Source organism: Acinetobacter sp. DSM 11652 (assembly GCF_900109815.1).
Taxonomy (GTDB): domain Bacteria; phylum Pseudomonadota; class Gammaproteobacteria; order Pseudomonadales; family Moraxellaceae; genus Acinetobacter.
The window spans coordinates 1-16,307 of record NZ_FOBK01000003.1; the positions used below are offsets into that span (position 1 = coordinate 1).

Sequence of the window (16,307 nt, forward strand, 5' to 3'; positions counted from 1 at the left end):
ATCATGTTTTTAACATAATCGGCGTGGCCCGGGCAGTCTACGTGAGCGTAGTGACGAGTTGGAGAATCGTATTCTACGTGTGATGTATTAATTGTAATACCACGTGCTTTTTCTTCTGGTGCAGAGTCGATTGCAGCGTAGTCTTTAGCTTCACCACCGAATTTCTTCGCACATACAGTTGCGATAGCAGCAGTTAAAGTTGTTTTACCATGGTCAACGTGACCGATTGTGCCCACGTTAACGTGTGGCTTATTACGTTCAAACTTAGCCTTAGCCATGAGATCTTCCTCGTTTACGTCGAACACAATTCTAAGATTGTTCAGTATCGACCTGTCGCCAAAAAAAATGACACTTTAAATACTTGAAAAGCAGACTAATAAGCCTGCTTTCTTTAAAACTTTGTAGAAATTTCTACTAAACTGTATATCTGGAGCTCTTATCGAGATTTGAACTCGAGACCTCTCCCTTACCAAGGGAGTGCTCTACCACTGAGCTATAAGAGCATTTAATACTTCGATGGAGCGGGAGACGAGGGTCGAACTCGCGACATGCAGCTTGGAAGGCTGCCGCTCTACCAACTGAGCTACTCCCGCATATTGGTAAGACACTAGATCGAAGTTTTAAAATTGGTGGTGAGAGAAGGATTCGAACCTTCGAAGCTTACGCGGCAGAGTTACAGTCTGCTCCCTTTGACCGCTCGGGAATCTCACCATTTACACTTACTTCAGTGTTGTTCTTTACTCGACTACTTAAACCCTCTAAGATGGTGCCGGCACACGGATTCGAACTGTGGACCTACTGATTACAAGTCAGTTGCTCTACCAACTGAGCTATGCCGGCGTTTCTTAGTGTTTCGTACGTTTCGTATCGGAACGGTGTGCAGTTTAGCAAAACTTGAAATCCGTGCAAGTGTTTTTTTCAAAAAAAACCCTAAAAACTCACAAAATCAATCCGTTTGATGATAATTCAACCGCTTTGATCACTGCGCGAGCTTTTATTTGGGTTTCATTCCACTCAGAATCAGGATTTGAGTCTGCAACAAGACCCGCACCAGCCTGTACATAAACCTTATTTTCGCGAATAACACAGGTTCTAATTGCGATAGACATGTCCATTTCACCATGCCAGCCTAAATAACCAACAGCACCGCCAAAAATTCCACGTTTTACTGGCTCAACTTCGTCAATAATTTCCATAGCACGAATTTTTGGTGCCCCAGAAAGTGTTCCTGCAGGGAATGTTGCTTTAAAAACATCCAAAGCATCTACGCCTTCCGCAACTTCCCCTTGCACATTAGAAACAATATGCATGACATGTGAATAACGTTCGATCACCATTTGATCAGTGACTTGCACTTTACCGATTTTTGATACACGCCCAATATCATTGCGACCCAAATCAATCAACATTAAGTGCTCTGCGATTTCTTTCTCATCGGAAAGTAAATCTTTTTCCAGCGCTAAATCTTCTTCTTTGGTTTTACCGCGTGGTCGTGTGCCGGCTAATGGGCGCACAGTCGCCACCCCATTTTCTAAACGCGATAAAATTTCTGGTGATGAGCCCACAATATAAAATGGCTTTTCATCACTAAGCGTCTTTCCTTGTACTAAAAACAGATATGGTGAAGGATTAAGATGACGTAATGCACGATATACTTGTACAGGATCACCATCAAAGTCCGATACCATGCGATGACCAGGAACCACCTGCATCACATCACCCGCACGAATGTACTCTTTAACAGTTTCAATCGATTCTAAGAATTTTTCTTTACCTGTTAATGATTCAAAATGAGGGGCCGTGTGAGGCTTTGCCTGCAAGCTTACCGGTGTGGCAAGTAATGATTCAATTTCATCCAGCTGGCTTTGTGCTTTATTAAAAGCATCCGCATCCTGTGTATCCGCATGTACGATAATAAATAGCGTGTCTTTTAAATTATCAAAAACTACAACTGTTTTAGACAACATGAGCCATAAATCTGGCAATCCAACAGGATCAGCATCAGGAACGTTATTTAAGCGCGGTTCAATATAACGTACCGCGTCATAACCTAGATAGCCCACCAAGCCCCCTGTAAAGTTAGGCAAATCTGGAAGTTCTGCTTTTGATGGCACTTTGAACTGCGATTGAAAGTCACGGATATACTGGAAAGGATCTTGGCATTCAAACGATTCGACTTGACCATCAGCATTCTGAATTGTTAACTGTCCTGCATTACAAGAGAATACGGTTGACTCACCTAGACCAATAATGGAATAACGCGCCCAGTTTTCACCACCTTCTACAGACTCAAATAAATAGGCTCGTTGATGTTGTTTTAAACGTGCAAATACTGACAATGGAGTATCAGTATCAGCTAAGCGTTGGCGATAAACTGGAATTAAGTTAAAACCTTGTGATTGAAGTTGTTGAAATTGAGTTGACGTTGTCATGAGGAATTCTCTGTAGTTTTCGATGCATATTGAATGTTCTATAAGGTCTGCGCTGAGAGACGCCATCGAAAAACATTAAAACTATTCATTCCTCTACCCTTCTTTGTTTATTACAACTTATTTAGAAATCAACACAGTTAAATCATCAACTACTTGTTGCGGCTTACATAACTGAATATCTTCACCATGATTATAACCATAGCTTACGACAATACAATCAATACCCGCACGGCGCGCTGCCTCTACATCATTCGATGAGTCACCAATCATCAAGGTATTGTCCAGATCAGTTCCAAAGGCCTCAACACAATGCAACAAAGGTTTAGGATCTGGTTTTCTCACCTCAAAACGATCTCCACCCACCGTATCCACAAAATAGTGATCCATCTTTAATTCAGCCAATATTTTTCTAGCGGGTAATTCCGGCTTATTCGTTACACACACCATTTTTTTTTGATGAGCTCGACCCCACTCTAAAAATTCGATAATGCCGTGAAATGGACGCGTATCCACGCACGGTTCGGCATTATAAATTTCTAAAAAAGTATCCAATAATTGTTGATGCTCAGAAGGCTCTACACGCCCAGTCAGATGCATTAAAACACTCTGACAGAACAATGAAGTCCCTTTGCCAATCCAATTTCGAACTTGAGATTCTGTGACCAAAGGCAGTTCTAATACATTCAAACTCATATTCATGGCACGATATAGATCAAATGCCGAATCAACCAAAGTTCCATCCAGATCAAAAAGAATTAAGTCACGCTGTTCCAAATTCGCAATATTCATTATTTTAAACCTAACAAAAAAGGCATGCGAAAGCATGCCTTAAAAAATCACATGCAACTTAGTTGAAAATAAACCAGGCAACCAGTGCCACAATCACTAACACCAATAATGCCATTAAGCCAATATTGGCATTTTTTTGAGTTTCCAACTCTTTTTCCGTACAAGCTGCAGGAATATTTACCTCACACGCTTCATGCTTATTGACAGTTGTATTAACATCAACTCCCTCAGGAATTGGCGCTGGTTTAGGAATTCCTACATTTTGAGGCATACCATCTCGAGTAAGCTGAACTGAGCTATCTCGCTCTTTCAGATCAGGCATACCCTGCTCAAGCATTTCAGCTGCTGCTGTCTTCTCTACTGCAACCTTTGAAGAAATTTCAGCTGTTGCGATTGCTTCGCTAGGCTGCTGAACATCTTGTAATGTTTGTGCAGATTGCGCAGGTGCTAAAACTGAAAATTTATGGCTAGCGAATTGCAGAATATCGCCATCTTTAACAATAGTTTCGCCTTCAGCAACTTTTGTATCGTTAATAAACGTGCCATTTGACGAACCTAAGTCTTGAACAGTGAGCACCTGCTCTTTTAGAAACAAAGCAGCATGACGGCGTGATACATCTGCAGACTGAATCAAAATATCTGCATCTTGATGACGACCCACCAACATGTCTCGATCGATATCAACTTCTTTACCCGCAAATTCGCCAGTAATTGTTTGTAATTTCCAAGTCATAGTTTCGATCCATTATTCAAGTTTTGACATTTTAACATGGCTGTTTTCGAGATTCACATTGAACGCATGTTATCGAGATGGTCTCAATGTCGTGGTTGTGACCGTATTTTGTGTTCTTTGCACATCTTGTTTTGGCTCAATCGCGACAGGGGTTTCCACCACGACTTGGGCATTGTTTGTATTTGTTGTGGCAACTTGATTGTAAATCACAGGCTTTGGCAGCACTCGCGTTGATTTCACCACAGGATCCTGAGTCACGATGACATTTGGACGTTCAATCACACGCCCTACTGGCTTAGACTGCGCTGTTGGAGCAGTATAACGCTGTACCTGTGGCTCTACTGCTTGAGGCGTTGATGGCACTACGATAGGCTTGACGGGTTGAGGAGTACTTGATACAGGCAACCGCTGTTGGAAGATATCATCAACATTATCTGGTAACTTCTTAAATGTCCCATCACCATCCAGTGCTAACTGCAAACTGTATAAACGATCATAGCGTTGCTGTGACAATCTACGAATATCAGCCGTATCTCCTACGATTGTTGGATGAATAAAAACGAGTAGGTTTCGTTTCACATTATTCTTTGCATCTGCTCTAAACAGTCTACCCAAACCAGGAATCGAGCTTAAACCTGGGACGCCTTGACGCGTTAACTTAGTATCATCTGAAATCAGACCACCCAGTACAATTGTTTGACCATTTTCAGCCAAAATCGAGGTTTTTATGGCACGCTTAGTGGTCACCAAGTCTTTCGCCTCACCACTATCTGGCTTCACCGAGGATACTTCTTGTTCTACAGCAAGACGAACTGTTCCACCTTCACCAATTTGCGGAATGACCTTTAATGTTACACCAACATCTTTACGCTCAATTGAAGTATAAGGGTTTGCTGTTCCACCTGTCGTTGTCACAGATCCTGTCTGGAATGGGACATTCTCACCCACTACGATATAAGCTTCCTCGTTATCCATGGTGACAATCGATGGTGTAGACAGTAAGTTCGACTTAGTATTGGTCTTCAATGCCTGAATCAGTGCGCCATACAGTTTACGTGATCCATTCGCACCTTCTTTATATTCACCTAAGGCCAATGAAGCACCAGCTCCAATCAAACCAGCACCCGTAGCTACATTACCAAGGAATCCAGAAGCCAATTGACTCAGCCCCACACCCGCTTTATCAAAATTGATTACACCAATACCACTACTGATGTCACCTAGTGCCCACTGAACACCCAATTGATCTACGTCATTTCCTTCAACTTCAACAATAGCAGCCTCAATGAGAATTTGTTGACGACGCACGTCAAGTTGTTGAATAGCGGATTCAATTTCACGCATGAGTTGAGGATCTGCTTTTACCACTAATGCATTTTGTGCACCATCAGCAATAATACTCACGCCATTACTATTAAAACTCGTAATGTCTTGTTGATTTTGATTTGAACCACTATTCAAATTAATCGCTGGAGTACTCACACTCCCATTTGAAGACGTATTACTCGAAGTATTATTAATTAATGAGTTACTAGCACTTGAATTGGAGCTTGAACTATTTGAATTACTGGTACTATTCACCGCCTGACCAGATACTAAACCTTGTAAAATTTCAGCCAAATTTTTTGCGCTTGCATACTTAAGCTTAAATACTTTTAGACCGCCTAAGCGATCAGCTGAAGGAACATCAAGCATTTCGATCATTTGACGAATGCGTTTACGAGTACTTGGATCACCCTTGATCAAAATCCGATTAGTACGTGCATCTGCAATAATACGTACTCGAGAACCTGAAATGTCTTTGGCACCACCCGTAGAAGACATTGAATCCAGCAAAACAATCAGCTCTTCAGCTTGGCTAGACTGCAAGCTAATTGCCTCAATATCGTTTTGTCCCGTTCCATCTAAATTACGAATAATCGTTTCAAGCTGTGCAATATTATTCGCACGATCTGAAACAATCAGTGCATTTGTTCCTTGTACCGCCGCCAAATGCGCAAATTGCGGCATGAGTGGTCTTAACGCAGGGATTAGATCACTGGGGTTGGTATTTTCCAGCCAAATGACACGAGTGACCACTTGATCACCTCGTGCGTTCCGAGAGGCATCAAAAGGCACACCTGAATTTTTTACATTATTGTCAGGGACTAAGCGGATAGTGTTACCCGCAGGTACAGCAACAACGCCATTAACGTTTAACACACCCAAGAACAAATCATAGACTTCAGCTTTGTTTAAAGCCTTATTTGAAATGACCGTCACATTACCCCGAACCCGCGGATCAACTGCGAAGTTTTTTCCCGTGATATCTGCCACTTCATTAATAAATGCAGTTAAATCTGCATCACGCAGGTTAATTTTCCAAGTTTGCGCTTGCGCAGCGGTACTTGCGACAGCCAAAACTGGTGCTACTGCGACCATCGCCCAAAGTGACCGATTTCGATTTAAAAAATCCATAACTTGTTATATTTCCTAATACTTTATGCAAATTAACACATTTTAAAATTCTTGTTGGAAGGTCATCACTTGATCACCTCGTTTTACTTCAATGCGAACTTTACCTTCTCGTCTAGCCTGTTCTAGCAGTTGCGCATCACTTTGTCCTTGACCGACTGATTGCCCATTCAAGGATAAAACGCGATCGCCTGGTCTTAATCCCAGTTTGCTTCTCAAAAATGCAGGCGTACGATCCGTGACTTCATAACCTTGACCACCATCGGTGTTGACACCCATATTACTTAAGTATTGTTCACGATTTTCTTGAATTTGATTGATTGCCTGACCAATGGCATTTTGAGTAGTCGTTTGACCTGAATTCGAAGTTGCATTAGCAGAATTTTGCTGTGCGTCAGGTATCAGTGGCTGATTAAGATTCTCTATTCCAGTAAATCTCAACTCAGTCGTCGCACCACTCGGCTGTTTCAATACCACATGATCCCAATATACTTCTGAAAGCTGGTAAGAACTTCCTTCCAAAGTTTGTCCAATGGTATAACGATCAGCAACCTCTCGCACTTTAATCACGGCTGAAGATTGACTACTTGGCGTCGAAACCACAACCCCTTGCAACGTAAGCGCTAAATTAGCATCAGCACCACTCACTTGCGCACCTGTTTCTTGAAACAAAGAGAAACTCGATATATTCGGAACAGGAGGTTGCTGCGAACCTAATGCGACTCGCTCAACTTGCATGACTTGCGGTGGTGCAACCACCAACCAAAATAATGAAGCGAGCTTCCACATTAAGATTAAAATCAGAATAAATAAAGTAAGCGGAGCAATTCGATCTAAATCTTTAAATGAAATTTGTGAAAACTTATCTTGGAATCCCTTCATTAGAAGCCTCCACTCAGCAGTGGCTGTCTCGTACTGACAACAAAGGTATCCAAACCAGCTTTACCATCATATGAAGGCACATTCATTAATAATCTTTGGGTCACCTGTGCATCCAACATTAATGCAGGATCTAAACTAAGGTTGGCCATTTTTTGCCCGCGCTGATCTTGTACATCAATGAGCAGTTTTCCAGCTTCGTCTGAAAATTGCCCTTTTAAAGATGGCATATTCATTCGTTCTTGTTTCTGGGCAAAGGTATAAGTTAGCGTACCACCACCCCATTGCATCTCTCCGGCGGTTTTTGCAAAACCATCGTTTTGTTTGAATTGAAATGCTACATCCTTCAACTGAATACTATTCTGAGGCCATTGCCAATCCACAAATGTTTTGAGTGTTTCAGGGGCAATATTTCCATTCATATTTTTGATAATTATTTTTTTTCCAAGCCCATAACCCACCACACCGTTGAGTTGCGTCTGACCACTATGTATTTCTAAGTTGGCACCAGCTCTTAATAAAATCAGATCGAGAGGACGTGTTTGCCAGATGACAGAACCTGCAAGATTTCCTTTTTGCCAATCTGCTTGACCTTGCCAGATATTGCCACTGACATTTTTTAAAATTTGATTATTTTTATAAAATTTAGCAATGAGCCACGATGCTGGAACTTGTAAAAAAACAAATAATAAAAAAGCGAAGATAGCGACGCTTAACCACACCATTTTTTTTGATTTTTTTATCATTCCATGTATACCAACATCTAAGTCTAATTAACCGCAAAATGTTTGAAAATTTTCTATCTTGGTATTATGCATAAATTTTACACTTCTCCAATTCACTTATAAAAAAACCAAGCAGATTTGCTTGGTTTTTTTAATATTAGTGTCATTACATGACAAATCAGTGAAATTAGATAAGGAAATCTTCTAATTTGGCACCTTTTTCAAGCTCTGCAACCAACCAACGTGGCTTCTTTCCACGCCCTGTCCAAGTCTCCGCAGCATTATTTTTATTACGATAACGAGGCTCTACAGATTTACGCGTGCTTTTCTTACGCTTTTGTGCACCATATTCAATGAATTGCTCTAAAGACATACCCACTGATTCAGCAATTTGAGTAATCTGATGATAAGCATCTTCAATTTCCTGATCTTTCTTAGACTCGATCAAAGCTTGGGCTTCAGCAGTTAACTTTCTTAACTCTTCAACAGATAAATTACTAATATCAGGCATAACATTTACTCCAAAAAATTCAATATCATTATTAGATTTATAAAGCGCCATCTTATTGTTATAAATTATTTTAATCAATCCATCATGTTATTTAATATACATAAATAAAACAAATAATTTAACACATTAATTAACCGAGTCTATTTCTATTATTTTTTCTCTAATATGCTCTGGAATCAAAACCTTTTGCATTGTATTTTTATCCACACAAACTATAACGGCCTCAGCAATTGCCACAATTTCATTCTGTTGCTCACTCCAAACTGTATATTCCATCCTGAAGGCAGAGTTACGCAATTCAACCACTTTAGTTCCAATGCGTAAATAATCAGGATAAAACACTGGTTTAAGATATTTACAACTATTTGAAGCCACAACAGTATTAATATCTAACGCTAAGATTTCTAATTGATTCAAATACTCTATTCGAGCAGTTTCAATATAGCGATAATAAATCACATTATTGACATGTCCAAAAGCATCCATATCACCCCAAGCGACTTTTTGATGGGTAATGACTTTGTACTCATTCATTTGTTTCATTCATCATTCTCATAACTTAAATTGAATAAATTTATTATGGGTCTCAAAGACACTGTTCAATTGCTGAGTTAATACAGCATCGCCTTTTAATACAGATTTAATTCTTAAATAGTTCATTAAAGGGTGATCAGGATATAATTGCAATAATGCCTCAGCATCCTGTTCACGATGAGTCGCAGTATAAATATGCCATTTAGAAAAACTCAAAATCGGTAATCCAGGATATTTCATTTCAAAATGATCAATCTGGTTTTCAAGCATTTCATAATCAGGATTTTGTTTTAACAATTGTTGTTGAAACCATAAATAAAAAATATCCTGATCGAACCGTTCTTCTAATAAAGACAAAGAAAGTTGAGTTTCATCAAAAGTCATCTCAGGAATGCGAGAAATAAGTTTTAACCATAACGATTTAATACCATATGAAGACGACACAATTTGATCACTCATTTGAGCATACCGAATTTGAATAAGCTCTAAATCTGTATTTGAAGCGTTGTCAAAATCATTGAGTAGCTTTAAAAGCCATTTCTTTTTATGTTCCAAATCTAAATGGCCATATTGCGTGGATTTTAAATAATGCCATGGATATTGAATCGCAAATCTGCCCCATAGATGATTCAACTTATGCTGATAAGCATCTTCAAGATCTTTTAACCATGGTGACAGCATATGACCATGTAAAAACTCCAAATGGGTTAAAGCCTGATCTGGAAGCCCTTGAGCTAAATAAATTTCAATACGCTGGAGTTCAGCCAATTCAAAAGCATCTGCAGGACTTTGTTGTAAAACACTCAACGCATCATCAATACGATCTTGCTTCAACCAAATACGAGATTGAATAACTTCTTTGAGTAATCCTGAGTTCTCAAACACAGGTTGTAAATATTCTCGCTGTTTTGTGTTGGCCTCCAAAACCCACAAAACACCTAATTTTTCATACGTATGTAACCTTGAAAAGTCTGTCACTTGTTGAATTTTACGCTGCTCTCTTGATCTCATCTTTCCAACCCAAAACCATAAAAGATGAAGAGATAAAGCAACGAATAGAAGAAAAAATGAAACAAACCAGAGGTTCGTTTGAATCTGAATACCGTGCCAAAGCATGTAAATATAACCTGGCCCTTCTTGATAACTCAGCACACTTAACACGGCTAATATCATTAAACCAACTAATGCGTAAACTATAAAAATATGTTTCATGATTAGCCCTCTAAAATTGCTTTACTGTTCAATTTAGGGACAGGTAAAAGTTGTGCTTGTTTGAGATGTTTCGCTTTATTTTTTATTTTGATTGCCGCAGCATCAGGCAGTTGATCCAGTTCATCGATAATTGAGGTCAGTGCATTTTGATAATCAATGTATTGTCCTTGTTGTAGTGCTCTTTGAGCAAATAACACTCTCAATTGAACTTCTTTTAAAACTAATCTTCGATTAAGTAATACCGGCATCTGTTCATCAACGCGTTCAACTTTGAATACACGCTCAAACCATGAGGATTGCGAAGAGTTATCACTCGTGAGTTGCTGTACTTGTTGTTCATTTTTCAAATTTGCATCAATATTTTCAAGCAAGTCACCTAACTGAGCAATTTGAATATTTTTTGCCACAACATATTGTTGAATCATTTTTTGATCATGCTCAACAGCTCGATGCATTGAAACCTGCAATGTATCTGCCAAAGCCAAGCGCTCAACCAGTTGATCCAGTTGATTGAGTTGCTCAAGTGCATATACAAACTCATGTTGATCTAAGGCAAATTGAATTAGCTCTAATTTTTGACTTAAGAGTTTGATTGGATTGATTTCAGATTGAATTTCTTGTTGATTATTGTTTTGCTGAGGTGGATTGGATTGAGACGAAACCTGCTGATTTGAGCGCTGAATTGCTACCAACTGATCATTCAAACTTGCCACTAATTGCTCTGATTTATGTTGAGTTTGTTGTTGCAACTCAACTTTTTCTTGTAATGAAAAATGATCATAGCTGAGTTTAATCAACCAAATGATTAAGCCTAAAATGAATAGATATAAAATTTTCTTCATGAGTGCCTATGTTCACTTTCAAGCTGCGACAAAATCGTATTTGGCATTAAGTCCGCAATTTGAGTGATTTGAAATTTAGTATTTGAGGTCTGTTGATACATACACACGATCTGATATAACCGATCCGCTAAAACCAAGTAATGACCGTGTTGCATAAATACAGGATAATTTTTGCATAAACTCAGCCAATTTTTCCAACTGGCTTCACTACTAATCAATACAGCATAAGGTTGTGGATTTGCATTGAATGCTTCAAGTAGATGTTTAAATTTATCTTGAGCATCACTTGGGCAGTAGCGGGAGTATAAAACAAAATTAAGTACTTCAATTTTAGCAGTACGACACTGCTGCATCATGAACTGACGGCCACCTTCTCCCCGCCAAAACGCAATACGTTTGAGATCAGCATTTTGTGTTAAAACCGGAAGACTTAACATTCCTTCAGATGTTTCAACATCTGGAACTAAACTTTTAACACCATATCGACTTAGAGCTTCAGCTGTTTTCCGGCCAACTGCAATCCATTTGATATGATTTAAATCGGTCAATCTAAGTCCCGATTTTTCGAGAAACTGCATGCCAACTTCAACGGCTGTTGGACTGACGACCACAATCACTTGTGCTGAAATTAATTGCTGAAAGAGCTGATCAAGTTCATCACTCCAATGAACAGCAGCCAACTCTAGTACAGATAGCTCGATAGGCTCATATCCTGCACGTACCAGTGCCTCATTGAGAGGCTTAGCACGATCTGCAGGTCGAGTATTGATAAACTTCATTTCATTTTTTTATTTATACAGTGCTTTTAATAAATCAGCAGCACCTTGGTCAATCAAAGCTTTTGCTAGTGAAACACCCAACGTTTCAGCTTTTTCAACTGGACCTTCTACTTTAGCAACCAATAATGTTTGACCATCCACACTGCCAACGCGCCCCTCTAATTGAATCTGTTGATCATTTAAAGTCGCATATCCCGCAATCGGTACCTGACACCCACCTTCCAAATAAGCATTAAATGCCCGTTCTGCACGAACACACGCATCAGTTTCTGCATGTAATAAAGGTCGAATCAACTCTAATACGCGTGCATCGTCACCTCGACACTCAAGACCTAATGCGCCTTGGCCAACTGCGGGCAAACTCGTCTGTGTATCCAGCGTGTGTCGAATACGCTGTGCTAAACCTAAACGCTTTAAACCTGCGCTTGCCAAAATGATGGCATCGTAAAGCCCCGAATCAAGCTTAGATAGTCGCGTGCCTACATTTCCACGTAAATCTATAATCTCAAGATCTGGACGAGCTTTTAAAATTTGACATTTACGACGCAAACTTGAAGTTCCCACTTTGGCTCCGAGGGGCAAATCTTCAAACTTATTATAAGTATTCGAAACAAAAGCATCTAAAGGATCTTCTCGCTCGCAAATCACAGCAAGACTTAATCCTTCTGGGAGCGCCATCGGCACATCTTTCATAGAATGGACAGCCAGATCTGCACGACCATCAAGTAATGCAGCCTCAAGCTCTTTAACAAATAAACCTTTTCCACCAATCTTGGCTAAAGGAGTGTCTAAAATTTTATCACCTTGGGTCACAAACGTCACCAACTCAACTTTTAGACCAGCATGTAGGGTCTCAAGTCGCTCACGAATATGCTCCGCCTGCCATAAAGCCAATGGACTTTGACGAGTTGCAATTTTTAAGGTTTTGATCATTTTAATGCTGCCAAACTTTAGACATCCTAAACTTACCCTGCTGTCCCAAAATTGCAAGTAAATTGTTCGGCAATCACTATAATTTTAGGCAACTAAATATTTTGCATTCTTTCTCTAAGCAAAGGTAAGTGACGGCGACTGACCGCCAATTTCTCTTCAAGTTCACGACAACGAACTTGATACTGACCTGAAGCAACCAACTCCAATCCATCCAAATAATCCAATGCAATCAGCGCATTTCGATGAATTCGTATAAATTTATTTGAAAACTCACGCTCTAGATCTTTTAAAGTCTCATCAATCAACACACTGCCGTTTTTGTGTCGTACTGTTACGTATTTCTGATCAGCTAGAAAATAGTAAACATTTTCGATAGGAATGAGTTCAAGACCACGATACGTTTTCGCAGCGATTTGCTGACGTTGATGTTTTTCTTCCATATTTTCTTTTTGTTCTATATTCGACATTTGAGCTTGAGTAAGTTTAGTTAAATTATTGAGTGTATTTTCTAATTCTGATTTGATAATCGGTTTTAATAAATAGCCTTTCGCTTGTGCCTGAATAGCAGTCAAAGCATGCTCATCATAGGCCGTGCAAAAAACAATAGCGGGCATTGGGTTTAGCTGTGAAAGATGCTGAGCACATGTCAAACCATCCATTTCAGGCATTTGGATGTCAAGTAAAATTACATCAGGCTCATATTGTTGCACTAAGGTCAAAGCTTCTTTTCCATGGTGCGCAGTTGCAACAACTTGATGCCCCAATTGAGTGACCAAGCGAGATAAGCGCTCAACCGCGAGTGGCTCATCATCACAAATTAGGATGTCCATTGTTCCTCCTTGCTCAAGTTAACGTTGCTTATTTTAATGTATTAACTTGATTTTATTTATATTGGTACTGGACTACAGTCGTGTAAATTCCATTACCTGCATGACTCCTAAACTGTACCGTATACCCATAATGTGCTTTCAAACGCTGTTTCACGTTTTCTATCGCAATACCATTCCCCTCCCTATTGGCCATTTTATCGGCTATATAAGGGTTAGTAATGACTATAGTGACTTGATTTTGTAATATTTCAACCAATATGACAATCTTTGCATCAATTAACTTTTTCTCCACCCCATGAAAGATACTATTCTCAATTAAAGGCTGTAAAGTTAAAAAAGGGATACTTGCTTGGCCCAACTGCTCTGGTTGCAAGATATTCCATTCCACATTTAATCTCGAACCCAACCTTAGCTTTTCAACCGCCAAATAATGTTCACACAATTGGATTTCTTCTTTTAATGTGACAATTTTAAGCTCTTGAAAGCTTGCTCTAAACAGCCTTGAAAGATCGATGAGCATTTGCTCTGCTTTATCTGGATCACTCCCAATCAGACTCACCACACTATTTAAACTATTAAAAAGAAAGTGTGGATGTATTCTTGCTTGCATGGCTTGAATTCGAGCATTCAATTCACCTTGTTGCTGCTTTAACCACTCACCCCGAACATAGATATATCGTAAACAAAAAGTGATCAACAATACGCCATAGCTCATATGTAAAATCACATGATCAAATAAAAGTAACCATGAAAATTTTTGTAAAGAAAAGTTACTTCCCCAAAAAAACAGAAAATTCAAACTACAAGTAGTGAACAGGATGATGAGTTCTAATAGTACAAATGTATAAATCGCAGACTGCCAAGTGGTTAGTTTTTGCCAAAACCCCCTAAATAAATCAATTACGGCGATAAAGACCAATACCACCCAATTGATATAAAGCACATACCTGATCACCTGTGATGTCTGTAAATTTGACCAAGACTGTGACTCTGCTAGGCACAGCAATAACGCCAAAAAAATACTGGCAATAAACAGCTCTGCAAAATATTGCCATTGTCCAATACGTACAAAGAAATTGGCGTCGATAAATTCTTGTTTATCTTTTGAAGAATTATCCATAGGCAAGACTTCGGCATCTTGATTTGAATTTGTTATACTTGATGCAAAATTACTGCTTTTTCTTTTACTGAGCCGACATGACCACATCTTCTAATTCCTCTAATCCGTCACAAGCCCAAACTTCAGGTATGTGGGGCGGTCGTTTTTCCGAAGCAACTGATGCCTTTGTCGCTGAATTTACAGCATCTGTTCAATTTGACCAACGCTTTTATAAACAAGATATTGCAGGTTCAATCGCACATGCAACGATGTTGGCAAAAGTCGGTGTACTCACTGAACAAGAGCGTGATGACATCATCGCAGGCTTAACCGCAATTAAAGCGGACATTGAAGCTGGCAACTTCGAATGGCGTATTGATTTAGAAGATGTTCACATGAACATTGAATCTCGATTAACACAACGTATTGGGATTACAGGTAAGAAATTACATACAGGTCGTAGCCGTAATGACCAAGTAGCAACGGATATTCGTTTGTATGTACGTGATGAAATTGATGCCATCTTAGGGTTATTACACAAACTACAAAAAGGCATTCTAGGCTTGGCTGCTAAAAATACTAATACAATCATGCCAGGCTTTACACATCTTCAAACTGCACAGCCTGTGACGTTTGGACATCATTTAATGGCATGGTTTGAAATGCTGGTACGTGACTCAGAACGTTTGATTGACTGCCGTAAACGCGTGAATCGTATGCCTTTAGGTTCTGCTGCGCTTGCAGGTACCACTTATCCAATCGATCGTGCTTATACAGCAGAACTTTTAGGATTTGAAGCAGTTGCAGAAAACTCATTAGATGCTGTATCTGATCGTGATTTTGGTATTGAGTTTAATGCTGCGGCATCACTCATCATGATGCACTTATCTCGTATGTCTGAAGAATTAATTCTTTGGACATCTGCACAATTCAAGTTTGTGAATATTCCTGACCGCTTCTGCACAGGCTCTTCGATTATGCCTCAGAAGAAAAATCCTGATGTACCTGAACTTGTTCGTGGTAAAACAGGCCGTGTATATGGTGACTTAATGAGTCTACTTACCCTCATGAAAGGTCAACCTTTGGCATATAACAAAGACAATCAAGAAGATAAAGAACCACTATTTGATGCTATCGATACAGTTCGTGGCTCTTTGATGGCTTTCGCAGACATGATTCCTGCACTTGTTCCAAATATTCCTGAAATGCGCGAAGCAGCGCTGCGTGGTTTCTCAACAGCAACTGACCTTGCTGATTACTTGGTAAAAAATGGTGTTGCATTCCGCGATGCACATGAAATCGTCGGTAAAGCAGTTGCGCTTGGCGTACAAGAAGGTAAGGATTTATCAGAACTTACGCTTGAACAACTTCAACAATTCTCTGATTTAATTCAAGCTGACGTCTTTGAAAAAGCTTTAACTTTAGAAGCTTCAGTCAATGCACGTAACCACATCGGTGGAACAGCACCAGCTCAAGTTGAAGCAGCAATTGAGCGTGCTCATGCGCGTTTAGAAGCTCTTTACGCTTAATTTCTGATTATATTTTTGGAGTATTG

At 39.5% G+C, this 16,307-nt stretch carries 16 protein-coding genes and 4 tRNA genes; 1 reads left to right on the forward strand and 19 read right to left on the reverse strand.

The genetic code is table 11. From position 1 onward, the window contains the following. From BMW42_RS03610 to BMW42_RS03700, 19 genes are all read right to left on the reverse strand, one after another. Positions 1–278, reverse strand: a 278-nt coding sequence (locus tag BMW42_RS03610; RefSeq protein WP_228143078.1) for a GTP-binding protein, incomplete at its 3' end; no start/stop codon positions are given. Positions 279–428: 150 nt separating this feature from the next. Further along, positions 429–503, reverse strand: a tRNA-Thr gene (locus tag BMW42_RS03615). A gap of 14 nt (positions 504–517) precedes the next feature. Further along, positions 518–593 (reverse strand) — tRNA-Gly (locus tag BMW42_RS03620). A 34-nt stretch (positions 594–627) separates the two neighbouring features. Further along, positions 628–711, reverse strand: a tRNA-Tyr gene (locus tag BMW42_RS03625). Between the two features lie 53 nt (positions 712–764). Continuing rightward, positions 765–840 (reverse strand) — tRNA-Thr (locus BMW42_RS03630). 98 nt (positions 841–938) lie between these two features. After that, on the reverse strand, positions 939–2,432 hold the full coding sequence (trpE, locus tag BMW42_RS03635; protein WP_092766453.1) for an anthranilate synthase component I: 1,494 nt from the start codon (positions 2,430–2,432) through the stop codon (positions 939–941). A gap of 117 nt (positions 2,433–2,549) precedes the next feature. Then, complete coding sequence (locus tag BMW42_RS03640; protein ID WP_035270445.1) at positions 2,550–3,221, reverse strand: HAD-IA family hydrolase; 672 nt, start codon at positions 3,219–3,221, stop codon at positions 2,550–2,552. 58 nt (positions 3,222–3,279) lie between these two features. Further along, positions 3,280–3,954, reverse strand: coding sequence for an FHA domain-containing protein (locus BMW42_RS03645; RefSeq protein ID WP_092766454.1), 675 nt, complete (start codon positions 3,952–3,954; stop codon positions 3,280–3,282). Between the two features lie 69 nt (positions 3,955–4,023). Next, positions 4,024–6,411: a type II secretion system secretin GspD gene (gene gspD / locus BMW42_RS03650; protein ID WP_416224314.1), complete on the reverse strand. Its 2,388-nt coding sequence runs from the start codon at positions 6,409–6,411 to the stop codon at positions 4,024–4,026. A 42-nt stretch (positions 6,412–6,453) separates the two neighbouring features. Next, the gene (locus BMW42_RS03655) at positions 6,454–7,290 is read right to left on the reverse strand and encodes a type II secretion system protein N (protein WP_092766455.1); all 837 of its coding nucleotides are present in this window, start codon (positions 7,288–7,290) and stop codon (positions 6,454–6,456) included. Further along, positions 7,290–8,033 carry a type II secretion system protein N gene (gene gspN, locus BMW42_RS03660; RefSeq protein ID WP_092766456.1) on the reverse strand — a complete coding sequence of 248 codons (744 nt, stop codon included), beginning with the start codon at positions 8,031–8,033 and terminating at the stop codon, positions 7,290–7,292. The genes BMW42_RS03655 and gspN overlap by 1 nt, the downstream gene beginning before the upstream one ends. Positions 8,034–8,199: 166 nt before the next feature. Continuing rightward, entirely contained in the window at positions 8,200–8,523 is a 324-nt protein-coding gene (locus BMW42_RS03665) for an H-NS histone family protein (RefSeq protein ID WP_092766620.1), read from the reverse strand. 126 nt (positions 8,524–8,649) lie between these two features. After that, entirely contained in the window at positions 8,650–9,066 is a 417-nt protein-coding gene (locus tag BMW42_RS03670) for an acyl-CoA thioesterase (RefSeq protein ID WP_035267539.1), read from the reverse strand. 9 nt (positions 9,067–9,075) lie between these two features. Beyond that, positions 9,076–10,269, reverse strand: coding sequence for a hypothetical protein (locus tag BMW42_RS03675; RefSeq protein ID WP_092766457.1), 1,194 nt, complete (start codon positions 10,267–10,269; stop codon positions 9,076–9,078). 2 nt (positions 10,270–10,271) lie between these two features. Further along, positions 10,272–11,111 carry a hypothetical protein gene (locus BMW42_RS03680; protein WP_092766458.1) on the reverse strand — a complete coding sequence of 280 codons (840 nt, stop codon included), beginning with the start codon at positions 11,109–11,111 and terminating at the stop codon, positions 10,272–10,274. After that, on the reverse strand, positions 11,108–11,890 hold the full coding sequence (locus tag BMW42_RS03685) for a uroporphyrinogen-III synthase (protein WP_092766459.1): 783 nt from the start codon (positions 11,888–11,890) through the stop codon (positions 11,108–11,110). The genes BMW42_RS03680 and BMW42_RS03685 overlap by 4 nt, the downstream gene beginning before the upstream one ends. Positions 11,891–11,899: 9 nt before the next feature. After that, positions 11,900–12,820: a hydroxymethylbilane synthase gene (hemC, locus tag BMW42_RS03690; protein ID WP_035267604.1), complete on the reverse strand. Its 921-nt coding sequence runs from the start codon at positions 12,818–12,820 to the stop codon at positions 11,900–11,902. Positions 12,821–12,915: 95 nt separating this feature from the next. Continuing rightward, positions 12,916–13,653, reverse strand: a complete 738-nt coding sequence (locus BMW42_RS03695) for a LytR/AlgR family response regulator transcription factor (RefSeq protein ID WP_092766460.1) — start codon at positions 13,651–13,653, stop codon at positions 12,916–12,918. A gap of 52 nt (positions 13,654–13,705) precedes the next feature. Then, positions 13,706–14,860, reverse strand: coding sequence for a sensor histidine kinase (locus BMW42_RS03700; protein WP_092766461.1), 1,155 nt, complete (start codon positions 14,858–14,860; stop codon positions 13,706–13,708). Here BMW42_RS03700 and argH point away from each other — a divergent pair. Continuing rightward, positions 14,851–16,281: an argininosuccinate lyase gene (gene argH / locus BMW42_RS03705; protein WP_051586571.1), complete on the forward strand. Its 1,431-nt coding sequence runs from the start codon at positions 14,851–14,853 to the stop codon at positions 16,279–16,281. The two genes, BMW42_RS03700 and argH, sit on opposite strands and share 10 nt — an antisense overlap. The last annotated feature ends 26 nt before the right edge of the window (positions 16,282–16,307 follow it).